General features: G+C 66.0%; 20 protein-coding genes and 1 rRNA gene. 1 reads left to right on the top strand and 20 read right to left on the bottom strand.

Translation table 11 applies throughout. The features are described 5' to 3' along the window. Nucleotides 1-96 precede the first annotated feature (96 nt). The 17 genes from J8I33_RS10185 to coq7 form a co-directional block, all read right to left on the bottom strand. On the bottom strand, nt 97-603 hold the full coding sequence (locus tag J8I33_RS10185) for a peroxiredoxin (RefSeq protein WP_011544504.1): 507 nt from the start codon (nt 601-603) through the stop codon (nt 97-99). Between the two features lie 189 nt (nt 604-792). After that, nucleotides 793-1,989, bottom strand: coding sequence for a cell division protein FtsZ (gene ftsZ, locus J8I33_RS10180; RefSeq protein WP_006487140.1), 1,197 nt, complete (start codon nt 1,987-1,989; stop codon nt 793-795). A gap of 112 nt (nt 1,990-2,101) precedes the next feature. Next, on the bottom strand, nt 2,102-3,334 hold the full coding sequence (gene ftsA, locus J8I33_RS10175; RefSeq protein ID WP_006487138.1) for a cell division protein FtsA: 1,233 nt from the start codon (nt 3,332-3,334) through the stop codon (nt 2,102-2,104). 26 nt (nt 3,335-3,360) lie between these two features. Next, entirely contained in the window at nt 3,361-4,113 is a 753-nt protein-coding gene (locus J8I33_RS10170; protein WP_006477014.1) for a cell division protein FtsQ/DivIB, read from the bottom strand. 19 nt (nt 4,114-4,132) lie between these two features. Further along, nucleotides 4,133-5,074, bottom strand: coding sequence for a D-alanine--D-alanine ligase (locus tag J8I33_RS10165; RefSeq protein WP_050013901.1), 942 nt, complete (start codon nt 5,072-5,074; stop codon nt 4,133-4,135). Nucleotide 5,075: 1 nt separating this feature from the next. After that, a complete protein-coding gene (murC, locus tag J8I33_RS10160; protein ID WP_050013902.1) occupies nt 5,076-6,473 on the bottom strand; it encodes a UDP-N-acetylmuramate--L-alanine ligase in 1,398 nt (465 codons plus the stop codon). Continuing rightward, nucleotides 6,470-7,573 (bottom strand): undecaprenyldiphospho-muramoylpentapeptide beta-N-acetylglucosaminyltransferase, encoded by a 1,104-nt coding sequence (murG, locus tag J8I33_RS10155; protein ID WP_050013903.1) that lies wholly within the window; start codon nt 7,571-7,573, stop codon nt 6,470-6,472. The genes murC and murG overlap by 4 nt, the downstream gene beginning before the upstream one ends. Then, complete coding sequence (ftsW, locus tag J8I33_RS10150; RefSeq protein WP_050013904.1) at nt 7,570-8,853, bottom strand: putative lipid II flippase FtsW; 1,284 nt, start codon at nt 8,851-8,853, stop codon at nt 7,570-7,572. Before ftsW ends, murG begins: the two co-directional genes overlap by 4 nt. Continuing rightward, nucleotides 8,850-10,358: a UDP-N-acetylmuramoyl-L-alanine--D-glutamate ligase gene (murD, locus tag J8I33_RS10145; protein WP_209925707.1), complete on the bottom strand. Its 1,509-nt coding sequence runs from the start codon at nt 10,356-10,358 to the stop codon at nt 8,850-8,852. The genes ftsW and murD overlap by 4 nt, the downstream gene beginning before the upstream one ends. A gap of 28 nt (nt 10,359-10,386) precedes the next feature. After that, nucleotides 10,387-11,556 (bottom strand): phospho-N-acetylmuramoyl-pentapeptide-transferase, encoded by a 1,170-nt coding sequence (mraY, locus tag J8I33_RS10140; RefSeq protein WP_006477019.1) that lies wholly within the window; start codon nt 11,554-11,556, stop codon nt 10,387-10,389. A gap of 16 nt (nt 11,557-11,572) precedes the next feature. Continuing rightward, the gene (gene murF / locus J8I33_RS10135) at nt 11,573-12,979 is read right to left on the bottom strand and encodes a UDP-N-acetylmuramoyl-tripeptide--D-alanyl-D-alanine ligase (protein WP_124651653.1); all 1,407 of its coding nucleotides are present in this window, start codon (nt 12,977-12,979) and stop codon (nt 11,573-11,575) included. After that, a complete protein-coding gene (locus J8I33_RS10130; RefSeq protein WP_209935288.1) occupies nt 12,976-14,523 on the bottom strand; it encodes a UDP-N-acetylmuramoyl-L-alanyl-D-glutamate--2,6-diaminopimelate ligase in 1,548 nt (515 codons plus the stop codon). The genes murF and J8I33_RS10130 overlap by 4 nt, the downstream gene beginning before the upstream one ends. Beyond that, nucleotides 14,520-16,367, bottom strand: a complete 1,848-nt coding sequence (locus tag J8I33_RS10125) for a penicillin-binding protein 2 (RefSeq protein ID WP_209935280.1) — start codon at nt 16,365-16,367, stop codon at nt 14,520-14,522. The genes J8I33_RS10130 and J8I33_RS10125 overlap by 4 nt, the downstream gene beginning before the upstream one ends. Further along, nucleotides 16,364-16,705 (bottom strand): cell division protein FtsL, encoded by a 342-nt coding sequence (gene ftsL / locus J8I33_RS10120; protein WP_050013909.1) that lies wholly within the window; start codon nt 16,703-16,705, stop codon nt 16,364-16,366. The genes J8I33_RS10125 and ftsL overlap by 4 nt, the downstream gene beginning before the upstream one ends. Further along, nucleotides 16,702-17,643, bottom strand: a complete 942-nt coding sequence (gene rsmH, locus J8I33_RS10115) for a 16S rRNA (cytosine(1402)-N(4))-methyltransferase RsmH (RefSeq protein WP_050013910.1) — start codon at nt 17,641-17,643, stop codon at nt 16,702-16,704. The genes ftsL and rsmH overlap by 4 nt, the downstream gene beginning before the upstream one ends. A gap of 23 nt (nt 17,644-17,666) precedes the next feature. Then, the gene (mraZ, locus tag J8I33_RS10110) at nt 17,667-18,095 is read right to left on the bottom strand and encodes a division/cell wall cluster transcriptional repressor MraZ (protein ID WP_006487094.1); all 429 of its coding nucleotides are present in this window, start codon (nt 18,093-18,095) and stop codon (nt 17,667-17,669) included. Nucleotides 18,096-18,480: 385 nt separating this feature from the next. After that, nucleotides 18,481-19,107 (bottom strand): 2-polyprenyl-3-methyl-6-methoxy-1,4-benzoquinone monooxygenase, encoded by a 627-nt coding sequence (gene coq7, locus J8I33_RS10105; RefSeq protein ID WP_050013911.1) that lies wholly within the window; start codon nt 19,105-19,107, stop codon nt 18,481-18,483. A 277-nt stretch (nt 19,108-19,384) separates the two neighbouring features. Here coq7 and J8I33_RS10100 point away from each other — a divergent pair, with 277 nt between their 5' ends. After that, nucleotides 19,385-20,536 (top strand): porin, encoded by a 1,152-nt coding sequence (locus J8I33_RS10100; protein ID WP_050013912.1) that lies wholly within the window; start codon nt 19,385-19,387, stop codon nt 20,534-20,536. Nucleotides 20,537-20,816: 280 nt separating this feature from the next. On the opposite strand, the gene J8I33_RS10095 is transcribed toward J8I33_RS10100, so the two are convergent. The 3 genes from J8I33_RS10095 to rrf form a co-directional block, all read right to left on the bottom strand. After that, a complete protein-coding gene (locus J8I33_RS10095; protein WP_209935273.1) occupies nt 20,817-22,490 on the bottom strand; it encodes a long-chain fatty acid--CoA ligase in 1,674 nt (557 codons plus the stop codon). Nucleotides 22,491-22,627: 137 nt separating this feature from the next. Further along, nucleotides 22,628-24,703: a molybdopterin oxidoreductase family protein gene (locus tag J8I33_RS10090; RefSeq protein ID WP_124594241.1), complete on the bottom strand. Its 2,076-nt coding sequence runs from the start codon at nt 24,701-24,703 to the stop codon at nt 22,628-22,630. Nucleotides 24,704-25,070: 367 nt separating this feature from the next. Beyond that, nucleotides 25,071-25,183: ribosomal RNA gene (rrf, locus tag J8I33_RS10085) — 5S ribosomal RNA — on the bottom strand. Nucleotides 25,184-25,375: the final 192 nt, after the last annotated feature.

The following is a 25,375-nucleotide window of genomic DNA, read 5'->3' as shown; positions in this document are numbered from 1 at the left end:
TGCCCGGAACGGAGGCGTTTCCGGTCATCGGCCCGTGTTACAACTGCCCTGCGGCCGGTGAGCAGCGTTGCCGGAAGGCAACGGCGCACCGCACGATCAGGACGTCAACGTCGCGAGAACACTCGCCGCATCGCTCACTTCGAACTTGCCCGGCGCCTCGACGGCCAGCGTCTTGACCACACCGCCGTCAATCACCATCGCGTAGCGCAGGGAACGAATTCCCATGCCACGCGCGGACAAATCCTGCGTCAGCCCCAGCGCATGAGTGAAAGCCGCGCTGCCGTCCGCCATCATGCGCACCTTGCCCGCGGTGTGCAGATCACGTCCCCATGCGCCCATCACGAATGCGTCGTTGACGGACACGCACCAGATCTCGTCGATCCCCGCCGCGCGCAGTTGCTCGGCGTGTTCGACGTAGCCCGGCACATGCTGCGCCGAGCAGGTCGGCGTGAACGCGCCCGGCAATCCGAAGATCACCACCCGCTTTCCCGCAACCTGGTCGCGCACGCTGTAGGCGTTCGGCCCCAGCGTGCACCCTTCGCGCGCATCGTCGATGAACTCGAACAATTGCGCGTCGGGCAGCGCGTCGCCCACTTGAATCATGGCTGGTCCCTCATAGCGATACGGTTTTTCAGCGTGTCGCGGACAGCACGGCCCATCCCGCTCCGCTCACGCGAAGAGGGCACGTTTCCCGGCCCGGCGTCGCATCCGACGCGGCCTGTCGTGGTCCGTGGCATCCGTCACGCCGGCGTTACCGCGGCAACTTCGCCGCGGCTTCGCCTGTGTGCGTCGTCAGTCAGCCTGCTTGCGCAGGAAAGCCGGGATGTCGTACGTGTCCACCCCCTTCTCCTGCAGCGCCTGCACGTGCGATGCCGCGGTTTCGCGCGAGTTGCGCCACACCGCCGGCGTATCGAGCGCGCCGTAGTCGGCCGTGCTGACGTGTTGCGCCGGCGCATAGCCGTGCGACACCGCGCTGACCGGCTGGTTGTCCGTACCCGTGCGCAGCAGCGTCATCGGTGCCGACTGCTGCTTCTTCGCCGCACGGCCCAGCCCCGTCGCCACGACCGTCACGCGCAGTGCATCGCCCATCGCGTCGTCGTACACCGCACCGAAGATCACCGTCGCATCTTCCGCCGCGTAGCTCTTGATCGTGTTCATCACTTCGCGCGTTTCCGACAGGCGCAGCGAACGGCTCGACGTGATGTTGACCAGCACGCCGCGCGCGCCCGACAGATCGACGCCTTCGAGCAGCGGGCTCGCCACGGCCTGTTCCGCCGCGAGGCGTGCGCGATCGACGCCGGCAACCGTCGCCGTGCCCATCATCGCCTTGCCCTGCTCGCCCATCACCGTCTTCACGTCTTCGAAGTCGACGTTCACGAGGCCGTCGACGTTGATGATTTCCGCGATACCCGCCACCGCGTTGTTCAACACGTCGTCCGCGCACTGGAAGCACTTGTCCATCTCGGCGTCGTCGCCCATCACGTCGAACAGCTTGTCGTTCAGGACGACGATCAGCGAGTCGACGTGATCCTCCAGTTGCTGCGAGCCTGCTTCGGCGACGCGCATGCGCTTGCCGCCCTCGAACTCGAACGGCTTGCTGACGACACCGACCGTCAGAATGCCCATCTCCTTCGCGATCTGCGCGACCACCGGTGCCGCGCCCGTGCCCGTGCCACCACCCATGCCGGCCGTGATGAACACCATGTGCGCGCCGCGCAGTGCGTCGGCGATGCGCTCGCGCGCTTCTTCCGCTGCCGCACGACCCATTTCCGGCTTCGCACCGGCGCCCAGACCCGTGTTGCCGAGCTGGATCACCGACGATGCGCGCGAACGCGACAGCGCCTGCGCGTCCGTGTTCATCACGATGAAGTCGACGCCCTGCACGCCGCGGTTGATCATGTGCTGGACGGCATTGCCGCCAGCGCCGCCAACGCCGACCACCTTGATGATGGTGCCGTTGGTCTCGGTTTCCAGCATTTCGAATTCCATTGTTGCCTCCGTCAAGAGAATGACTGCTACTCGGCCGTTATTCGGCAGGAGATCGGGCAACCCCCTGTCGCGCGCCAGCCGCCGGCACCAGCGCGAATTTCGATTCGGTATTTCAGAAGTTGCTCAGGAACCATTCCTTCATCCGCGAGAACACCTGCCCCGCGTTGCCGGACTGCACGGCGACCTTGCGGCCGCGCATGCGCTGCGCACTGCCTTCGACGAGCAGCCCCATCGCCGTCGAGTAGCGCGGATTGCGCACGACGTCGGACAGGCCGCCTGCATATTCCGGCGCACCGATGCGCACCGGCTTCAGGAAAATGTCTTCGCCGAGCTCGACCATGCCCGGCATCATCGACGCGCCGCCGGTAATGACCACGCCGGAGCTCAGGAGTTCTTCGTAACCCGATTCGCGCACGACCTGCTGCACGAGCGAGAACAGTTCCTCGACGCGCGGCTCGATCACGGCCGCGAGCGCCTGGCGCGACAGCGTGCGCGGGCCGCGTTCGCCGAGGCCCGGCACTTCCACCATTTCGTCCGGATCGGCAAGCGCCTGCTTCGCGATCCCGTAGCCGACCTTGATGTCTTCCGCATCCGGCGTCGGCGTGCGCAGCGCCATCGCGATGTCGCTCGTGATCTGGTCGCCAGCGATCGGAATCACCGCCGTGTGGCGGATCGCGCCTTCGGCGAAGATCGCGATGTCGGTCGTGCCGCCGCCGATGTCGACCAGCACCACGCCGAGATCCTTCTCGTCTTCGGTCAGCACCGCCAGCGACGACGCGAGCGGCTGCAGGATCAGGTCGTTCACTTCCAGCCCGCAGCGGCGCACGCACTTGACGATGTTCTGCGCGGCGCTCACCGCGCCCGTCACGATGTGCACTTTCACTTCCAGCCGGATGCCGCTCATCCCGATCGGCTCGCGCACGTCTTCCTGGCCGTCGATGATGAATTCCTGCGTGAGGATGTGCAGCACCTGCTGGTCGGTCGGGATGTTGATCGCCTTCGCGGTCTCGATCACGCGCGCGACGTCCGTCTGCGTGACTTCCTTGTCCTTGATCGCGACCATCCCGCTCGAGTTGAAGCTGCGGATGTGACTGCCCGCGATCCCGGTGAACACGTTGGTGATCTTGCAGTCGGCCATCAGCTCGGCTTCCTCGAGCGCGCGCTGGATCGACTGCACGGTGGCCTCGATGTTGACCACCACACCTTTCTTCAGACCCTTCGACTCGCTCTGGCCGAGACCGATCACCTCGTAGTGACCCTCGCCCTTCAGCTCGGCGACGATGGCCACCACCTTCGACGTGCCGATGTCGAGGGAAACCAGCAGATCCTTGTAGTCTTTGCTCATAAAGTGCTCTTGCGTGTGATCTCTCGTTACTTCTTGCGCTTGTCGGTATCGGTCAGGAACCGCATGCCTGCCGCGCGAATCGCGAATCCGTTCGGATAGCGCAGGTCCGCGTACTCGATGTCGTTGCCCCAACGCTCCGTGACGGCCGGCCACGCGGCGACCAGACGCTGGCTCCGGTCATGCAGCGTGTCGCTGTTGCGTTCCTTGCCCAGCTCGACCTGCATGCCGTTCGACAGCTTCACCGTCCACGCGTACCGCGCCGACAGCGTCACTTCTTCCGGCGCCGCCTTCAGCGGCGCGAACCATTTCCCGAAGTCGCGATACCGCGTGACGACTTCCTTCGCACTGCCTTCCGGGCCGTCGAACGCCGGCAGTTCCTGCTCCAGCTCGCCCTGGTTCGCGGTGAACAGCTCGCCGTCGACGCTCACCAACTGATCGCTGCCCCAGGTCCCGAGCGGTTTGTACTCCTCGAGCGTGACAGCCAGCGCATTCGGCCACACCCGGCGCACGCTCGCGTGACGCACCCACGGCATCTGCTCGAACGCCGCGCGCGCCGTATCGAGATCGACCGTGAAGAAATTGCCCTTCAGCCGGCCGACCACGCCCGCGCGCACCGTGGGCGAATTGATGTGCTCGGTGTCGCCGTCGATCCGGATCTCCCGCAGCGCGAACGTCGGGCGCTGGATCAGCCAGTAGCAGCCGGCCGCCGCCAACACGAGCAGCAGCAGCGCGTACAGCGCGCTGGCGGCAAGGTTGAGTTGGCGAACGTTGTTCCACATACGTCGTTCCGTTCCTGCGTCAGTCGTTGAGCGTGAGCGACAGCACCTTCACGACCAGCTCCGAATAGCCGATGCCGACCGCGCGCGCGGCCTTCGGCGGCAGCGAGTGGTCGGTCATCCCGGGGGCCGTGTTCACTTCCAGGAAATACGCATTGCCGGCCGCGTCGACCATGAAATCCGCGCGCCCCCAGTCGGTGCAGCCGAGCACGTCGAACGCGCGGCGCGCGATGCGCTTCAGTTCCGCTTCCTGTTCCGCCGGCAGGCCGCACGGGATCAGGTACTGCGTATCGTCGGCGACGTACTTCGCGTGATAGTCGTAGAACTCGCCGGCCGGCACGATCTTGATCAGCGGCAGGTCGAGATCACCGGCGATGCACGCGGTGTATTCGCCGCCGCCTTCGATGCTCTTCTCGACGATCACGATCTTGTCGTGCGTCGCGGCTTCCGACAGTGCGGCGGGCAACGCGTCGGCCGTCTTCACCTTCAACACCGCAACGCTCGAACCTTCACTCGCCGGCTTCACGAACAGCGGCAGGCCGAGCTTCGCGACGATCTCCGTCGCGCGCGCCGCGTAGTCGTCACCGCGCATCACCGTCTCGAACGGCGGTGTCGGCACGCCCGTCTGCTGCCACACGAGCTTCGTGCGGAACTTGTCGAGGCCGAGCGCCGACCCGAGCACGCCGCTGCCCGTGTAGCGGATCCCGTAGAAATCGAGCGCGCCCTGGATCTGGCCGTTCTCGCCGTAGCCGCCGTGCAGCGCGTTGAACGCGCGCACGAAGCCTTCGTCCTTCAGCGCCGACAGCGGCCGCTCGGCCGGGTCGAACGGATGCGCGTCGACGCCTGCGTCGCGCAGGCCCTGCAGCACGAGGCGGCCCGAGGTGAGCGACACCTCGCGCTCGGCGGATTCGCCGCCGAACAACACCGCCACCTTGCCGAAACGTTTCGGATCGATCCCGCTCATGTCATCCCTTCTGTTGCGTGTTCTGCACGACCTTCGCCGGCACGCCGCCGATCGAACCCGCGCCCATCGTGATCACCACGTCGCCGTTCTGCGCGACCTTCGCCAATGCGTCCGGCACGTCGTCGACCGTCGCGACGAACACCGGGTCGACCTTCCCCGCCGTGCGCAGCGCACGCGACAGCGCGTCGCCGCTGGCCGTCGGGATCGCGGCCTCGCCGGCCGCGTAGACTTCCGTCAGCACCAGCGCATCGACCGTCGACAGCACGTTGACGAAATCGTCGAAGCAGTCGCGCGTGCGCGTGTAGCGGTGCGGCTGGAACGCCAGCACGAGGCGGCGGCCCGGGAACGCGCCGCGCGCGGCCGCGATCGTCGCTGCCATCTCGACCGGGTGATGACCGTAATCGTCGATCAGCGTGTACTGGCCGCCGTCCGCGCTCGGCACGTCGCCGTAACGCTGGAAGCGCCGGCCGACGCCGTTGAATTCCGCCAGCGCCAGCTGGATCGCGTCGTCCGACACGCCGAGATCGGTCGCGATCGCGATCGCCGCGAGCGCGTTCTGCACGTTGTGCAGGCCCGGCATGTTCAGCACGACCGCGAGCGGCGCACGCCCTTCGCGGATCACCGTGAAGTGCATCCGGCCGTCGCGCGCGTCGATGTCTTCCGCGCGCACCTGCGCGTCCGGCGACAGGCCGTAGCGCACGACCGGCTTCGAGATGAACGGGATGATCTGCCGCACGTTCGGATCGTCGACGCACACGACCGCGCTGCCGTAGAACGGCAGGCGCTGCGTGAATTCGATGAACGCCTGCTTCAGCCGCGCGAAATCGTGGCCGTAGGTGTCCATGTGGTCGGCATCGATGTTCGTGATGACTTCGATCACCGGATACAGGTTCAGGAACGACGCATCCGACTCGTCGGCCTCGGCGACGATGAAGTCGCCCGTGCCGAGCCGTGCGTTCGCGCCGGCGCTGATCAGCCGGCCGCCGATCACGAAGGTCGGGTCCAGCCCGCCCGCCGCGAGCACGCTCGCGACGAGGCTCGTCGTCGTGGTCTTGCCATGCGTGCCGGCGATCGCGATGCCCTGCTTCAGGCGCATCAGCTCGGCCAGCATCACCGCGCGCTGCACGATCGGCACGCCCTGGTGGCGCGCGGCCAGCACTTCCGGGTTGTCCGAGCGCACGGCCGTCGACACGACGACCGCGTTCGCGCCCTCGATGTTCGCCGCGTCGTGGCCGATCGCGACCCGCGCGCCCAGCGCCTCGAGGCGATCGGTCACCGCATTGCGCGACAGGTCGGAGCCGCTGACCTCGTAGCCGAGGTTGACGAGCACTTCGGCGATGCCGCTCATGCCCGCGCCGCCGATCCCGACGAAATGAATGTGTTTGACGATGTGTTTCATTGCAGTTGTTCCAGGTTCGCGCCGGCCGCCTTCGCGCACACGCGCGCGACTTCATCGGTGGCCTCGGGCTTCGCGAGCGAGCGCGAACGTTCCGCCATCTCCGCGAGCGATGCCCGCGACTGGCTGCGCAGCCAGTCGGCGAGTAGTTCCGCCGACAGGTCGCGTTGTTGCACCAGCACGGCCGCGCCCGCATCGGCGAGGAACGCGGCGTTGGTCGTCTGGTGATCGTCGACCGCGTACGGGAACGGCACGAACAGCGCCGCCACGCCCACCGCCGCGATCTCCGACACCGTCATCGCGCCCGACCGGCAGATCACCAGATCCGCCGCCGCATACGCGGCCGCCATGTCGTCGATGAACGGCACGAGCCGCACGTCTTCGCCGGCCGCGAAACCGGCCGCTTCGTAATTCGCCTTCAATGCTTCGATGTGCTTCACGCCCGCCTGGTGCACGACGCGCGGGCGCTCGCCCGGCGCCAGCAGCGCCAGCGCGCGCGGCACGACTTCGTTCAGCGCGGCGGCCCCGAGGCTGCCGCCGACGACCAGCACGTTCAACGGGCCGCTGCGCGACGCATAGCGTGCTTGGGGCGGTTCCGTGTGCGCAAGTTCCGCGCGAATCGGGTTACCCGTCCATTCCGCGTGCGGCAGCGCGCCGGGGAACGCGACGAGCACGCGCTTCGCGAGTTTCGCGAGCACCTTGTTCGTCAGGCCGGCGATCGAGTTCTGTTCGTGCAGCACGAGCGGACGCCCCGACAGCGCGGTCATCACGCCCGCCGGGAACGTGATGTAGCCGCCCATCCCGAGCACGACGTCCGGCCGCACGCGGCGCAGCGCGCCGAGGCTCTGCCAGCATGCGCGCAGCAGGTTGACCGGCAGCGTCAGCTTGGTCTTCAGGCCCTTGCCGCGCAGCCCGCCGAACCGCACGTACTCCATCGGAATGCCGTGCTTCGGCACGAGCGTCGCTTCCATCCCGGCCGGATTGCCGAGCCATACGACGCGCCAGCCCGCCGCCTCCATCCGGTGCGCGACCGCGAGCCCCGGGAACACGTGCCCCCCGGTGCCGCCTGCCATCACCATCAGCGTGCGTTGCGACGCGGTCATACCTTCCCTCCGCGCATCAGCACCCGGTTCTCGTAGTCCACGCGCAGCAGCACCGCGAGCGCGACGCAGTTCAGCAAAATGCCCGAACCGCCGTAGCTCACGAGCGGCAGCGTCAGCCCCTTGGTCGGCAGCAGCCCGAGGTTCACGCCCATGTTGATGAACGTCTGCGCGCCGAACCAGATGCCGATGCCCTTCGCCATCAGGCCCGCGAACGTGCGATCGAGCGCGAGCGCCTGGCGGCCGATTTCGAACGCACGGCGCACGATCCAGTAGAACAGCAGGATCACGACCAGCACGCCGACGAAGCCGAGTTCCTCGCCGATCACCGCGAGGATGAAGTCGGTATGCGCTTCCGGCAGGTAATTCAGCTTCTCGACGCTGCCGCCGAGGCCGACGCCGAACCACTCGCCGCGGCCGAACGCGATCAGCGAGTGCGTGAGCTGATAGGCCTTGCCTTGCGCGTAGCGCTCGTCCCACGGATCGAGATACGCGAAGATCCGCTCGCGACGCCACGGCGACAGCCACACAAGCATCGTGAACGTGCCGACCGCCGTCGCGACGAGGCCGCCGAACAGCTTGCCGTTCACGCCGCCGAGAAACAGCACGCCCATCGCGATCGCGGCGACCACCATGAACGCGCCCATGTCCGGCTCGAGCAGCAGCAGCGCGCCGACGAGGCCGACCGCGAACGCCATCGGCAGGAAGCCCTTCGCGAAGCTCTGCATGTATTCCTGCTTGCGCACCGTGTAGTTCGCCGCGTAGATCGTCACCGCGAGCTTCATGATTTCCGACGGCTGCATGTTCGTGATGCCGAGCGGAATCCAGCGGCGCGCACCGTTCACGCCCTTGCCGACGTGCGGGATCAGCACGATCACGAGGCCGACCAGCGCGATCAGGAACAGATGCGGCGCGTATTTATCCCAGGTCGACACCGGCACGCGGAACGCAACCACCGCCGCGATGAACGCGACGGTAAGCGACACGCAGTGGCGCATCAGGAACGCGTAATCGTGATACGACGCGTATTTCGGCGAATCGGGCATCGCGATCGACGCCGAATACACCATCACGACGCCGAGCCCGAGCAGCGCGATCGCGACCCACAGCAGCGAATAGTCGAAATCGAGCATCCGCGAACGGCTCGGACGCACGCCGTTGACGACGCTCGCGAGGCCGCCCGTCGCGGCGCGCGTGGCCGATGCGACGCGGCCGCCCGCGGCATTGCCGCCGGTGTCGCGCCGGTCGTTGAAACGGGAGACGAGGCGATCGGACCAGCTCATGACGTCGCTCCTTTGTCGATGGCGACTTCATCCACCGCCGCGCGGAACACTTCCGCGCGATGGGCGTAGTTCCTGAACATGTCGAGGCTCGCGCACGCGGGCGACAGCAGCACCGCATCGCCCGGCTCGGCCAGCTCGGCCGCCGCGTGCACCGCGCCTTCGAGCGTCGCATGGTCGGAAAGCGGCACGCCCGTTTCGGCGAGCGTGTCGCGGATCGCCGGCGCGTCGCGGCCGATCAGCATCACCGCGCGGCACCAGCGCGCGACCGGCACGACCAGCGGCGCGAAATCCTGCCCCTTGCCGTCGCCGCCCGCGATCAGCACGATCTTCTGCGCGAGTCCGTCGAGCGCGGCCACCGTCGCGCCGACGTTCGTGCCCTTGCTGTCGTCGACGTAGTCGACGTCGTCGATCGTCGCGATCACCTCGACGCGATGCGCTTCGCCGCGGTATTCGCGCAGTGCGTGCAGCAGCGGCGCGGCGGGCAGGTCGATCGCCCGCGCGAGCGCGAACGCGGCCAGCGCGTTCGCCGCGTTGTGCAGCCCGCGGATGCGCAGCGCGTCGGCCGGCATCAGGCGCTTCTGCGCGATGTCGGGCGTATGCGCGTCGCGCTTGCGCCGGCGGGTCGTCGTCGCTTCATCCGGCGCGTCGCGATCGACGGCTTCCACGAGCCACGCGATGCCGTTGTCGCGCGACAGCCCGTAGTCGCCGTCCTGCGTCGGTTCGTTCAGGCCGAACGTGACCGTGCGCGGTGCGTCGGCCGCGCCGGCTGCCGGCGCGAACTTCATCACGGCCGCGTCGTCGCGGTTCAGTACGCGCGTCGTCGTCGCGCCGAAGATCCGGCCCTTTGCCTGCGCGTACGCGTCGAAGCCGCCGTGCCAGTCGAGGTGGTCCTGCGTGATGTTGAGGATCGCGGCCGCATCGGGCGCGAACGTGCGCGCGGTCTCGAGCTGGAAGCTCGACAGTTCGAGCACCCAGACGTCGGGCAGCGCGGTTTCGTCGATCGCGCTCGCGAGCCGATCGAGCATCGCCGGGCTGATGTTGCCCGCGACCGCGACCTGCTTGCCCGAGCGGTGGCACAGCAAGCCCGTGAGGCTCGTGGTCGTGGTCTTGCCGTTGGTGCCGGTGATCGCGAGCACCTTCGGCTGGTAGCCGCTCGTGCCGAGCGCGCGCAGCGCCTGCGCGAAGAATTCCAGCTCGCCCCAGACCGCGACACCGCGCTCGTTCGCGGCCGCGACCAGCGCCGCGAGTGCGGGTTCGAGCGGCGACAGCCCGGGGCTCAGCCCGACGATCTCGACGCCGCCGTCGAGCAGCGCGGGCGTGAACGCCCCGCCAACGAACTCCGCATCGATGCCTTCGGCCTGCAGCGCGGCAAGGTTCGGCGGCGCCTCGCGGGTATCGGCAATGCGCAGCCGGCACCCGTGTCTCGCGCACCATCGCGCGATCGCGAGACCCGATTCCCCGAGCCCCAGTACGAGCACCATCGGCCGTTGCCGATCTCCAAACATCTCGCCAGACATCCTTGTTACCTTTCCTTTACCGCAGCTTGAGGGTGGTCAGACCGAACAGGCACAACATCAGGGTGATGATCCAGAAACGCACGACCACCTGCGTTTCCTTCCAGCCGGACAATTCGAAATGGTGATGCAGCGGCGCCATCTTCAGCAGGCGCCGCCCTTCGCCGTAACGCTTCTTCGTGTACTTGAACCACGACACCTGCAGCATCACCGACAGCGTTTCCGCGACGAAGATGCCGCCCATGATGAACAGCACGATTTCCTGGCGCACGATCACCGCGACCGTGCCGAGCGCGCCGCCCAGCGCCAGCGCGCCGACGTCGCCCATGAACACCTGCGCGGGGTGCGTGTTGTACCAGAGGAACGCGAGCCCTGCCCCGCCCATCGCGGAACAGAAGATCAGCAGTTCGCCCGCGCCCGGGATGTGCGGGAACAGCAAATATTTTGAATAGACCGCGCTACCCATCACGTACGCGAACACGCCGAGCGACGCGCCGACCAGCACGACCGGCATGATCACGAGGCCGTCGAGGCCGTCGGTCAGGTTCACCGCGTTGCTCGCGCCGACGATCACGAAGTAGGTCAGCACGATGAAGCCCCACACGCCGAGCGGGTAGCTGATCGACTTCAGGAACGGCAGCATCAGGTCGGCACGCGCCGGCAGCCCCATCGACAGGCCGCTCCTCACCCATGCCATGAACAGGTCGAACACGCGTACGTTGTTCGCCTCGGACACGCTGAACGCGAGATAGACGGCCGCGAACAGCCCGATCACCGACTGCCAGAAATACTTCTCGCGCGACGACATCCCGCGCGGATCCTTGTGGACGACCTTGCGGTAATCGTCGACCCAGCCAATTACGCCGAAGCCGAACGTGACGAGCATCACGATCCAGATGAACCGGTTCGTCAGGTCACCCCACAGCAGCGTCGCGACCGCGATGCCGATCAGGATCAGCACGCCGCCCATCGTCGGCGTGCCGGACTTGACGAGGTGGGTCTGCGGGCCGTCCTTGCGCACGGCCTGCCCGACCTTCATTTGCGTCAGCTTGCGAATCACCCACGGTCCGCACACGAGCCCGATCCCCAGCGCGGTGATGGTGGCCATCACCGCCCGGAACGTGAGGTACGTGAACAAGCGCAAAAAGCTTGCGTCTCCTTGCAGCCATTGCGCCAGCGCCAGCAGCATGCTTCCTTCCTTCTACTCAGTGTGCGGCGGGCACGGTGCCCGTCGCGGGTTGGTTCGTCAGCGCGTCGACCACGCGCTCCATCTTCATGTACCGCGAGCCCTTCACGAGCACCGTCGCCTGCGCGCCGTAACCGGCCGCGAGCAGCGCCGACACGAGCGCGCCGACGTCGCCGAAATGGCGTGCCGTGTCGCCGTAGGCGGTGCACGCGTCGCGCGATGCGTCGCCGAGCGCGAACAGCGCGTCGATCCCGCGTTCGCGCGCGTACGCGCCGACCTCGCGGTGGAATGCCGGCCCTTCGTCGCCGACTTCGCCCATGTCGCCGATCACCAGCACGCGCGGCGCCGGATGCGCGGCGAGCACGTCGATCGCGGCACGCATCGAATCGGGGTTCGCGTTGTACGTATCGTCGACGACCGTCGCGCCCGCGAGGCTGCCGACGCTCGCCTGCTTCACCTGCAGCCGGCCCTTGACCGGTTCGAACGCTTCGAGCCCCTGCCGGATCGCCGACAGCGCGACGCCGGCGCCGAGCGCCGCGGCCGTCGCGGCCAGCGCGTTGCGCGCGTTGTGCTCGCCGAGCGCACGCAGCCGGACCGTGACGGCGCCCGCCGGCGTGTCGATCGCGAGCTCGCCGCCGTGCACGCGGCCGACCACCTGCGCGTCGTTCTGCCGTTCGACGTCGTGCAGCGCGAAATCGAGGATCCGGTTGCCGGTCGCCGCAACGCGCCAGATGCCCGCGTACGCGTCGTCGGCGGGGAACACCGCGACGCCGTCCGGCGGCAGCGCGTGGATCACGGCCGCGTGTTCGAGCGCGACGGCTTCGACCGTCGCCATGAATTCCTGGTGCTCGCGCTGCGCGTTGTTGACGAGCGCGACCGTCGGCGCGGTCAGACGCGCGAGGACGTCGGTTTCGCCCGGGTGGTTCATGCCGATCTCGATCACCGCGAGACGATGCACGGCCGACAAGCGCAGCAGCGTCAGCGGCAGGCCGACGTCGTTGTTCAGGTTGCCGGCCGTCGCGAGCCGCGCGTCGGCGCCGACCGCCGCCGCGAAGATCGACGCGATCATTTCCTTGACGGTCGTCTTGCCGTTGCTGCCCGTCACCGCGACCAGCGGCAGCGGGAATCGCATCCGCCAGCCGTGCGCGAGCGCACCGAGCGCGGCACGCGTTTCGCCGCCTTCGATCATCGGCATCGCGACGCCTGCGGGCGCGTGCGCGACGAGCGCGGCGGTCGCCCCGCGCGCGGCGACGTCGCCGAGGAAATCGTGCGCGTCGAAGCGCTCGCCCTTCAGCGCGACGAACAGGTCGCCCGGGCCGACCGTACGGCTATCGGTCGACACGCGGTCGAACGTGACGCCCGCGTCGCCGTGGACGGTGGCGCCGGGAATCAGGCGGCCGGCTTCGCCGAGACTGAGCATCGTCATTCGGCGCCTCCCTTGCCGTGCGTCGCGCGCGCGGCGAGCGCGAGCCTTGCATGATCCTGATCGGAGAACGTGCGCTTCTTGCCCATGATTTCCTGCGTGGCCTCGTGGCCCTTGCCGGCCAGCACGACGACGTCCTCGCGAGCGGCGCCGCGCACGGCCTGCAGGATCGCGCTCGCGCGATCCTCGATCCGGCGTGCGCGATCGGGCGCGGTCATGCCCGCGACGACCTGGTCGATGATGCGCTGCGGATCCTCGCTGCGCGGGTTGTCGCTCGTGACGACGGTTTCATCGGCGAGCCGCTCCGCGATCGCGCCCATCAGCGGACGCTTCGTCGCATCGCGATCGCCGCCGCAGCCGAACATGCAGACGAGCCGGCCGCCGCGCGCCGCGGCGATCGGGCGCAGCGCGTCGAGCGTCTTTTCGAGCGCGTCCGGCGTATGCGCGTAGTCGATCACGACGAGCGGCTCGTCGTTCTGCAGCCGGCCGCCGAGCCGCTGCATCCGGCCGTTGACCGACTCGAGCCGCTCGATTTCGCCGAGGGCCGCGTCGAACGGCACGTCGGCCGCGAGCAGCGAGCCGAGTACCGCGAGCAGGTTGCTGACGTTGAACGTGCCGAGCGTGCCGACCTCGACGTCCGCGTCGCCCCACGACGAACGCAAGCGGAAAGCGGTGCCGGTCGCCGTCGCGCGCACGTCGAGCGCGATCAGTTCGCGATCGGCGTCGGGCGCCGGCACGTCGCCGATCCCATACGCGATCGTGCGCACACGGCCGGCCAGCTTCTCGAGCAGGCGACGGCCCGCTGCGTCGTCGCGGTTGATCACCGCCGCGCGCAAACCGCGCCACGCGAACAGCTTCGCCTTCGCCGCCTCGTACGCATCCAACGTGCCGTGATAGTCGAGGTGATCCTGCGTGAGGTTCGTCAACACCGCGATGTCGAACGCCGTCCCGTTCACGCGCCCCTGGTGCAGCGCGTGCGACGACACCTCCATCGCGACGGCCTGCGCGCCCGCGCCGCGCAACTGCGCAAGGCTGCGCTGAAGTTGCGGCGCGTCGGGCGTCGTGAAGCCGGTCGGCACGAGCTGGCCGGGCATCCCGCTGCCGAGCGTGCCGATCACCGCGCACGGCTGGTGCAACGCCGTCAGCGCGGTGGCGATCCATTGCGTGCACGACGTCTTGCCGTTCGTGCCGGTGACGCCGATCGCGAGCAGGCTGTCGCTCGGATCGCCGTACCAGCCGCTGGCGATCTCGCCGGCGAGCTGGTCGAGCGCCGGCACCGCGAGCGCGACGGGTACGGCCGGCGCGGCCGGTGCCGCGCTCAGCCCTTCCGGCTGATACAGCACGGCGGCCGCACCGCGTGCGACGGCGTCGGCCATGAACACGCGGTTATCTGCCCCGTCGACCGCATACGCGACGAACACGTCGCCAGCCTTCAGGCTGCGCGTGTCCGCATGCAGTTGCGCCGCGGGGGTCACATGCTGACGCAACCACGCGAGCGCGGCTGCGATCTGCTGATGCGCCGGATGGGAACTGCGGGCGGCGCTCATCGAACCACTCCTGGTGAATTACGTGTCGTGCTGGATACGATCATATGCTTCGCACCGCTGCCCGCGGCCAGCTTTTGCGGGCCCTTTGCGGTAGCAAATTCCGGCGAATCGTCGGACACGACGAGCTGCTTGATCGGCATGTTCGGCGGGACGTTCAGCGCACGCATCGTGTCGCCGGCGATCGCCGAGAATACGGGGCCCGACACCTGGCCGCCGAAGTGGCTGCCGGCAGTCGGCTCGTCGACCGACACCGCGATCACGACGCGCGGATTCGGCATCGGCGCCATCCCGACGAACGACGCGCGGTATTTGCGCGTGTAGCCGTGACCTTCATGTTTGTATGCGGTACCGCTCTTGCCGCCGACGCGGTAGCCCGGCACGGCCGCATCCGGCGACGTGCCGCCCGGCGCGACCACCGTCTCGAGCATCGCGCGCACTTCGCGCGCGGTGGTCGGATTGAACACCTGCGTGCCCGCGATCGGCTGATTGGGGTCGGTCTTGAAAATGGTCACGGGCATCAGCTCGCCGTCGTGCGCGATCGCCGTGTACGCGCGGGCGAGCTGGAACAGCGACACCGACAGGCCATAGCCGTACGACATCGTCGCCTGCTCGATGCGGCGCCAGCTCTTCCACGGACGCAGTCGGCCGGCCACCGCGCCCGGGAACCCGACCTTCGGCGCCTGGCCGAGGCCGATGCTCGTATACATATTCCACATTTCCTCGGGCCGCATCGTCATCGCGATCTTCGTCGCGCCGATGTTGCTCGACTTCTGGATCACGCCGCCGACCGTCAGCGTGCCGAAACCCGCGTCGTCGGTGATCGGCGCGCCGTCGAGCACGAAGTGCCCGTTGCCCGTCTCGACGAGCGTGTTCGGCGTCACGCGATGCAGATCGAGCGCGAGCGACACGGTGAACGGCTTCATGATCGAGCCCGGCTCGAACACGTCGGTCATGATCCGGTTGCGCAACTGCTCGCCCGTCATGCGCGAACGGTCGTTCGGGTTGTACGTCGGGTAGTTGACGAGCGCGAGCACTTCGCCGGTCCGCACGTCGACGACCATCGCCGCGCCGGCCTTCGCCTTGAACTTCTCGACGGCGGCCTTCAGGTTCGCGTACGCGATGTACTGGATCTTGCTGTCGATCGACAGGTCGACGTCGGTGCCGTTGTGCGGCGGGATCTGCTCGGCGACATCCTCGATGATGTGCCCCATCCGGTCCTTGATCACGCGACGCATGCCGGACGTGCCGGACAACATCTTCTGGTCGCCCAGTTCGACGCCTTCCTGCCCTTCGTCCTCGACGTTCGTGAAACCGATCAGGTGAGCGGTGATCTCGCCTTCCGGATAGAAGCGCTTGTATTCGTTGCGCTGATAGATGCCGGGAATGTCGAGCGCGGCGACCTTGTCCGCGACGTCGATCGGCACCTGGCGCTTCACGTAGACGAAACCCTTGTCTTGCGACAGCTTCACGCGCAGTTCCTTCGACGTCATGCCGAGGAGCTTGCCGAGCTGGTTGACCTTGTCGGTATCGAGATCGTCTGGCACCGCGTCCGGAATCGCCCAGATCGCGCGCACCGGCAAGCTCGTCGCGAGCACGAGCCCGTTACGGTCGAGAATCTTGCCGCGCGTGGCCGGCAGCTCGAGCGTGCGCTGGTAGCGGCTTTCGCCCTGCTTCTGATAGAACGCGTTGCCGGGCCCCTGGATCCAGAACGCCCGGGCGGTCAGCGCGACGAACGCCATGAACAGCAGGAACACGACGAGCTTCGAGCGCCACATCGGCAAATGCACGCCCAGCACGGGGCTCGACGAGAACTTCACGTTCTGGCGCTTCGGGGACGGCTTCATCGCGCGCCCCCGTTGCCCTTGCCGGTCGTGTCGGCCGATGCCGCCATCGGCGCGTCGATCGCCTTCGCCGCACCCGCCGGCAGCGTCAGGTATTGCGTGCGACCGGTCGAAATCGGCTGCATTTTCAGCGAATCGTTCGCGAGCTGCTCGATGCGCGACGTCTTCGACAGCGCGCTCTGCTGATATTGAAGCTGCGCGTAGTCCTGCTGGAGCTGACGCTCCTGCGACTGCGCGCGCTGCAGCTGGATGAAGATCTGGCGTTGCTGGTTCGTCGAGTTGACGACCGACAGCGCGCAACCCATCACGATGATCAGCAGGAAGATATTGAGACGGCTCATGGCGTGACGCGCTCCGCAATGCGCATCACGGCCGAGCGGGCGCGCGGATTCGCGGCGACTTCCGCTTCGCTCGGGAACTGGCGGCTGATGATCTTGAGCGGCGGGCTCGGCAGGTCGACGGCGCGGATCGGCAGGCGACGATCGACCGCAGGCGCACTCGCGTGCGCCTGCATGAATCGCTTGACGATCCGGTCCTCGAGTGAATGAAAGCTGATGACCACCAGCCGCCCCCCTTGCTCCAGCAACGACAGTGCCGCGTCTAGTACGACTTGCAGGTCCGCAAGCTCTTGATTGACGTGAATCCGTATAGCCTGAAAGGTGCGGGTTGCCGGATCCTTGCCCTTCTCACGGGTTTTGACGACGTGACCCACGATTTGGGCAAGCTCGCCCGTGGTGTCGAGAGGCCCAAGACGGTCGGACTCTGCCCGGCGAGCAACAAGCGCCTTTGCAATCTGAAAAGCAAACCGTTCTTCCCCATAATCCCGTATCACCTCCGTCAATTCCTGCACCGATGCCCGCGCGAGCCATTCGGCCGCCGACTCGCCGCGCGTCGGATCCATTCGCATGTCCAGCGGACCATCCGCGCGGAAACTGAAGCCGCGCGCCGGATCGTCCACCTGCGGCGAGGACACGCCCAGGTCCAGCAACACCCCCGACACCTTCTCGACGCCGCGCGCCGCAAGCGCGTCGCGCATCGATGCAAAGCTGTCATGCACGATCGAGAAGCGCGCATCCTCGATGCCCTGTGCCGTCTCGATCGCCCTCGGATCCTTGTCGAACGCGATCAGCCGCCCGCCCGACGCCAGCCGCGCGAGCACCGCGCGGCTATGGCCGCCGCGCCCGAACGTGCCGTCGACATACACGCCGTCCGGCCGCGTCACGAGCGACTCGACCGCCTCATCCAACAGCACCGTCCGATGCCGCAATTCATTTCCCATCGCGGGCGTCTCCGTCACCGCAATCAGAACGTGAAATTCTTCAGCGCGTCGGGCATGCCCTGCGCCATCGCCGCCTGCTCCTTCGCGTTGTAGGTCTGCGAATCCCACAGCTCGAAGTGACTACCCATTCCCAACAACATGACTTCCTTTTCCAGTCCGGCTGCCATGCGCAGCTCGGGCGATACGAGAATCCGGCCCGCGCTGTCGAGATCGACATCCATCGCATTGCCGAGAAAAATTCGCCGCCACCAGTGCGCGTCCATCGGCAGCGCGGCGATCTTGGCGCGGAACACTTCCCATTCGGGGCGCGGAAACAGCAACAGGCAGCCGTCCGGGTGCTTGGTCACAGTCACCCGTCCTTCTGCCTGTCCTTGCAGCGCTTCGCGATAGCGAGCCGGCACCGACATCCGCCCTTTCGCATCGAGCGTCAGCGCCGACGCCCCTTGAAACACTTTCCGCTCTCCCGTTCAGGGCACCGAAGCACCCGCTCAATGCTGAGAATTTAGCCGGAACAGCCGGCTAAATCACACAAAAATACACTTTCTCACACTGTCTCCCACTTTAGAGGAAGGGTGTGGCACGGTCAAGGGAGCGGCCCGCTTTTTTGACGAATTTTGTTAGTTAGAACAAGGACTTACGCGCACATGCTCATGCGACCCCTCATTCCAAAAACCGTTATAAATGAATGAGCTAGTGCAACTTGTGAAGGTGATACGTGAGAAAGACGGGCCAGACTGGCGTGCGGACGGGGCTTTCGGGGGCGGGAAAACGAGGAGTGAGCGGACGGTATCGGGGGCGGTGAACCGGGGCGGCGTCCTGCGCCACCCCGGCCAAATCTCAGAGATAGTAAGCAGTGCGCGTCATGACTTTCGACGCGGCGCGCATCAGCATCCGCGCGGGTAGCGGCAGCTCGATCCCGCCGGCGTCGGTCGCGGCCTTGCCGTGCTTCACCTCGTCGATCCGCATCTGGTCGACGATCGCGCGCGATGCGGTGTCGGTCGCCGGCAGCTCGGACATGTGACCTTCGAGATGGCTCTCGACCTGCCGCTCCGTCTCCGCCATGAAGCCGAGGCTGACCTTGTCGCCGAGCGTGCCGGCCGCCACACCGATCGCGAGCGCGCCGGCATACCACAGTGGGTTCAGCAGGCTCGGGCGCGAATCGAGTTCCTTCAGGCGGTGCGCGGTCCACGCGAGGTGATCCTCCTCCTCGCGCGCGGCCTCCTCGAACATCGCCTTCGCCGACGCGGTACGCGCGGTGAGCTTCTGCGCCTGGTAGAGCGCCTGCGCGCAGACCTCGCCGACGTGATTCACGCGCATCAGGCCGGCCGCGTGCGTGCGCTCGGCGGGCGTCAGCTCGACGTCCGTCGTATCGACCGGCACGGGCACCGGCCGGCTCATCCGGCTAATGCCGGTCAGCGATCGCAGGCCGCGATCGAATTCGCTGATCAGTTCATCCAACACCATCCTGTTCTCCTGGCTGCAGATGCCGCTGCGCGCGGCAAGGGCACGAGTCCGCTGCGTAACCGACTTGATTATTCAGCGGAAATTGCGGTTAACCCGTGATTTTAACCATTGTTGCATAAAGGAAACATGGCGGCGTTGAGCTGCAGCATTTCGCTTTGTGGCAAAAACCGGCTTTGCTACATTACGAGCGACTTCTTGCGAAGTTGATGGGGCCCGTCGACAGAACATAACTATCCGCCCCGCCAAAAAAAATTCAGTGATTCTTGGAGATCCGCTAATGAAAAAGTCGCTTCTCGCGCTCGTCGCGCTGGGCGCGTTCGCTGGCGCTGCTCATGCGCAAAGCAGCGTGACGCTTTACGGCATCATCGATGAAGGCTTCCTCTTCAACAACAACGCAGGCGGCAAGCACCTGTACGGCCTGGCGAGCGGCGTGATGCAAGGCAGCCGCTTCGGCCTGCGCGGCACCGAGGACCTCGGTGGCGGCCTGAAGGCGATCTTCACCCTCGAAAACGGTTTCGACGTGAACAGCGGCCGGCTCGGTCAGGGCGGCCTGATGTTCGGTCGTCAGGCTTACGTCGGCCTGTCGAGCCCGTACGGTACGGTCACGCTGGGTCGTCAGTACGACTCCGTCGTCGACTTCGTCGGCCCGCTCGAGGCAGGCGACCAGTGGGGCGGCTACATCGCCGCTCACCCGGGCGACCTCGACAACTTCAACAACGCGTATCGCGTGAACAACGCGGTCAAGTTCACGAGCCAGAACTACGGCGGCCTCACGTTCGGCGGCTTGTACAGCTTCGGCGGCCAGGCAGGCCAGTTCTCGAAGAACCAGGTCTGGTCGCTCGGCGCAGGCTACAACAACGGCCCGCTGGTCCTCGGCGTCGGTTACTTGAACGCACGTACGCCGAACCAGTTCGGCGGCATGTTCAACAACGGCTCGGCATCGTCGTCGGTCTCGTCGCCGGTCTACGGCGCGTACGCGAACAACGCGAACACGTACCAGGTCATCGGTGCAGGCGGCGCGTACACGTTCGGCGCAGCGACGATCGGCGCGACGTACTCGAACACGAAGTTCAAGGGCTTCTCGGCAGGCCCGTTCGTGAACCAGACCGCGACGTTCAACAACGGCGAAATCAACTTCAAGTACCAGTTGACCCCGGCGTTGATTCTCGGCGCCGCGTACGACTACACGCAAGGCAGCAAGATCGACGGCAACTCGGCAGCCAAGTACCACCAGGGCTCGCTGGGCGTCGACTACTTCCTGTCGAAGCGCACGGACGTGTACGCGATCGGCGTGTACCAGCACGCATCGGGCAACGTGCTCGATTCGAACGGCAACGTCCTGAAGGCAACGGCGGCGATCAACGGTCTCGCAGGTTCGAGCACCAGCAACCAGGTCGCAGCACGCGTCGGTATCCGTCACAAGTTCTAATCAGCTTGTCTGACAAGCCGCAGCATATTGAAGGCGCCTTCGGGCGCCTTTTTCTTTGCTGGCGCGGCGGGGATGTCGATTGGTGGCCGGGCGGTGAATCGATCGGTCCGCGGGTGGCGGTAGACGCGCGTCGCGGTACGCCGTCCCGGCCGTCAGGTCGAAACGCGAGGCTTGCGCCGCCGCTCGCACGAAACAGGCGCCTCTTGGTCAATCACCCGCAGCCGCAAACAAAAAGCCCGGCACAGGCCGGGCGTTTCGTTCAACCGCATCGTTGCGTGCGTTACGCACGTCCGTCGCGCAGTTCGCGCCGCAGGATCTTGCCGACGTTCGTCTTCGGCAGCTCCGTGCGGAACTCGACCAGCTTCGGCCGCTTGTACCCGGTGAGCCGCTCCTTGCAGTAGGCAAGGATGTCCTTGTCGGTCAGCGCCGGATCCTTTTTGACGACGAACAGCTTCACGGCTTCGCCGGAATGCTCGTCCGGCACGCCAACTGCCGCCACCTCGAACACGCCCGGATGCGACGCCACGACGTCCTCGACTTCGTTCGGATAGACGTTGAAGCCGGACACGAGAATCATGTCCTTCTTGCGATCGACGATCTTCACGTAGCCGCGCGCATCCATCACGCCGACGTCGCCCGTCTTGAAGAAGCCGTCCGCGAACATGACCTTCGCGGTCTCGTCGGGCCGGTTCCAGTAGCCGGCCATCACCTGCGGGCCACGGATGCAGATCTCGCCCGGCTCGCCGAGCGCGACGTCGTTGCCGGCATCGTCTCGGATCGCGACTTCGGTCGACGGCAGCGGCAAGCCGATCGTGCCGCTGTATTCGGTCGCCGTCACAGGGTTGCAGGTCGCCACCGGCGACGTTTCGGACAGCCCGTATCCTTCGATGATCGCCGTACCGGTCTTTTCATACCAGCGCTTCGCGACGCCTTCCTGGATCGCCATGCCGCCGCCGTTGGCGATCACGAGCTTCGACAGGTCGAGCTGACCGAATTCCGGATGGTTCAGCAGCGCGTTGTACAGCGTGTTGACGGCCGGAATCGTCGAGATCTGGTAGCCCTTCAACTCCTTGATCATGCCGCCGATATCGCGCGGGTTCGGGATCAGGATACCCATCCCGCCCGTGCGCATCGTCAGGAAACCGCACACGGTCAGCGCGAACACGTGATACAGCGGCAGCGCGACAACCGTCACGAACTGTTTCACGTCCGGGTACTTGTCGTGAGCCGGCTGATGCCACGCGCCGGCCTGCAGCACGTTCGACACGATGTTCCGGTGCAGCAGCGTCGCGCCCTTCGCCACGCCGGTCGTCCCGCCCGTGTACTGCAGGAACGCGACGTCGTCGGGGCCGATTTTCTGCGATTTGAAGCCCTGTCGCCCGCCCACCGACAGCGCGGCCTTGAAGCGCGTGAACGACGGCAGTTGCCACGCAGGCACCATCTTCTTCACGTTGCGCACGACGTAATTGACGAGCCAGCCCTTGATGCCCAGCAGGTCGCCCATCGACGCGACGACCACGTGCTTGACGGCCGTATTGGCGATGACGGCCTGCAGCGTCGACGCGAAATTCTCCAGGATGACGATCGCCTCCGCACCGCTGTCCTTCAGCTGATGCTCGAGCTCACGCGGCGTATAGAGCGGGTTGACGTTGACGACCGTGTAGCCGGCACGCAGGACCGCGGCAATCGTGACCGGATATTGCAGCACGTTCGGCATCATGATCGCGACGCGCGCCCCGCGAGCCAGGCCGCGGGATTGCAGCCACGCGCCGAACTCGCGCGACAGCTTGTCGAGTTCGCCGTACGTGATGCCCTTGCCCATGCAGACGAACGCGGTACGGTCTCGGTACTGCCGGAAGCTCTCGTCGAGCAGGTCTGGAACGGACGGATAAGGAGAGGCGTCAATTTCGGCTGGAACGCCGGGTGGGTACGATTTCAGCCAAATTTGATCCATACCGCGCGTCTCCTCACAGATTTTCGAATGGTCGTGCTAAAACGCATCGTAACGGCTCCCCCGCCCCGAGACAACAGGGTTAGATGTCCACTTCGAACTTGCATATCAATTTCGTCTGATCATACGGCGATATTCGATCAAATCCGCTCAACTTCCACAAGACAATCGTAAAACGTCGCCGAATTGCCCAGGTCTGTCAGCGCCTGGCTCGTCACCTCGTTCGCGTTCCTGCCGTCCGGCGACAGCTTCTTCCACCAGATCGACAGACCGACGACGAGCCCGGCACGCGCGCGATCGGTTACTCGCGCGAGCGCCTGCATCGATCCGCGGTCGTTGAAGATACGGACGACGTCTCCCTCTGCGATGCCGCGCGCGCGGGCGTCGGACGGATGCATGTCCAGGTGCGGCTCGCCTTCCGTCGAACGCAGGCTGTCGACGTTCACGAACGTGCTGTTCAGGAAGTGGCGGGCCGGCGGCGAAATCATCGCCAGTGGATAGCGTGCGGCAAGCTCGGGCGCGGCTTCGGCCGATTCGAACGGCGGCAGATAGTCAGGGACGGGGTCCATGCCCATCTGCTCGAGCCGCGGGCTGTAGAACTCGCACTTGCCGGAGGGTGTGCGGAAACCGCCGTTCGCGAATGGCGCTTCCGGCAGCTTGAGCTTCAGCCAGCCTGCGCGCTTCAACGTGTCCCAGTCGCTGTCGAGCGCCGGATCGTCCCAGCGAAGCGCCGCACGCGCGACCTCTTCGTCGCTGTGATAGAGCGCGGGCTCGTCGAGTCCCATGCTGCGCGCGATTCCGCGAAAGATCTCCGTGTTCGGCCGCGCGTCTCCCACCGGCGGAATCGCCGGCAGGTTGGCCATCACGTAGGTATGGCCGTACGACTTATGAACATCCAGATGTTCGAGCTGCGTCGTCGCCGGCAAGACAATGTCGGCGAAATCGACCGTATCCGTCTTGAAGTGTTCGAGAACGACCGTGAACAAATCGTCACGTGCGAAGCCCGCGGCAACCTTCGACGAGTCCGGCGCGACCGCCACCGGATTCGAGTTGTACACGATCACCGCTTCGACTTTCGGCCCGAACGTCGCGTCGCCCGGGTGTAGCAGCGCATCGCCGAGCGCGTTCATGTTGATGATGCGCGGCAGCTTGTGCGGCCAACCCGGCATCAGGTCCGGACGTACCAGCGTCGCCTGATTGACGGGCGCCGATTCCGACGACGAGAGCAGCAGGCCACCCGCCCGATCGCGCCACGCCCCCGTCAATGCCGGCAGGCTTGCGATTGCGCGCACGGCATTGCCGCCGCCGCGAACGCGCTGCATGCCGTAGTTGAGGCGAATCGATGCCTTGCGGGTGGCGCCGTAGCGACGCGCAAGGTCGACCAGCTCCGATGCGTCGATGCCGCAGATCTGCGCAACGCGTTCCGGCGGGTAGGACAAGGCGCGCGCCTTGAGTGCGTCAAAGCCGAGTGTGTGGTCGGCGATGTAATCGTGATCGAGCAGGTTTTCGGTAATCAGCACGTACATCATGCCGAGCGCAAACGCGCCATCGGTACCGGGCTTCAGTGCAATGTGCTGATGACATTTCTCCGCGGTGAGCGAACGGTACGGGTCGATCGCGACAAGATGCGCGCCACGACGCTTCGCTTCCTGCGCGCGGGTCCAGAAGTGCAGGCTCGATGCAATCGGATTCGCGCCCCATATCAGGATCAGCTCGCTTTCCTCGAAGTGCTCGACGTGCATGCCGACACTACCGCCGTATGTGTATCGCAGCCCCGCCGCGCCGGCCGCCGAGCAGATCGTGCGCTCCAGCCGCGACGCGCCGAGCTTGTGGAAGAAGCGCTGGGCAATGCCCTCGCCTTGCACGAACCCCATCGTCCCCGCATAGCTGTACGGCATGATTGCTTCCGGCGCGCGCTCGGCGATTTCACCGAGGCGACGCCCGATCTCGTCGAATGCCTCGCTCCAGCTAATCGGCACGAAGCGCCCTTCCCCCTTCGCGCCGACGCGCTTGAGCGGGACGGTGAGGCGATCGGGATGATGAACGCGATCCGCGTATCGGCTGACTTTCGTACACAACACACCCTGCGTCGGCGGATGATCGGGATCGCCGGTGACCTTGATGGCCTTGCCGTTCTCGACGGTCACCCGCATTGCGCACGTGTCCGGACAATCATGCGGGCAAACGGCCCGGGCTATCTGGGTGGCGGCGTTCATCGTTTTTGAATGCAGAGATGGGGATTCGCAAATTTTACGTGGGGACGTCGAATAAAGCGTTCATTTCGCACGGATTTTGGATTATTTGACCGAAGACGGGACGGGTAGCTGGCTGCAGGAAGCGGGTCGCGCAATCGCGCTTGTCGATATACGTTTGCGGGGAGCAAATTGCGGTTTTGATCGAAGATACGGTCGATAATCGGCGGAATCGCCGGAGATGGAAGCGGTTGGGGGAGTTTGATGCTGCAATGGTTTACGGCAGAGGAGCCCGGCGTACGTAGCCTCGGTCACGCCTCGCCACATGCTTTTTGGAATGCCGAAATGCAAAAACCCCCGCCTTGTCGGGCGGGGGTTTCTGGCTTAGGGAGCCTGACGATTACCTACTTTCACACGGGAATCCGCACTATCATCGGCGTAGAGTCGTTTCACGGTCCTGTTCGGGATGGGAAGGGGTGGGACCGACTCGCTATGGTCATCAGGCAAAGGGGGTTGTTGCGCTGGCTTCGCAGCGCAACCAATCCTGGAAGAAGCAGTAATTAGGTTGTGTGTATCACACACGAGAATCCAACCGTCCGACGCGCTCTGTAGCGCGAAACAGACTTGTTATAGGATCAAGCCTTACGGGCAATTAGTATCAGTTAGCTGAACGCATTACTGCGCTTACACACCTGA

The sequence above is a fragment of the Burkholderia sp. AcTa6-5 genome, assembly GCF_017815075.1.
GTDB classification, from domain to species: domain Bacteria; phylum Pseudomonadota; class Gammaproteobacteria; order Burkholderiales; family Burkholderiaceae; genus Burkholderia; species Burkholderia sola.
This window is presented reverse-complemented; position numbering and strand designations above follow the sequence as displayed.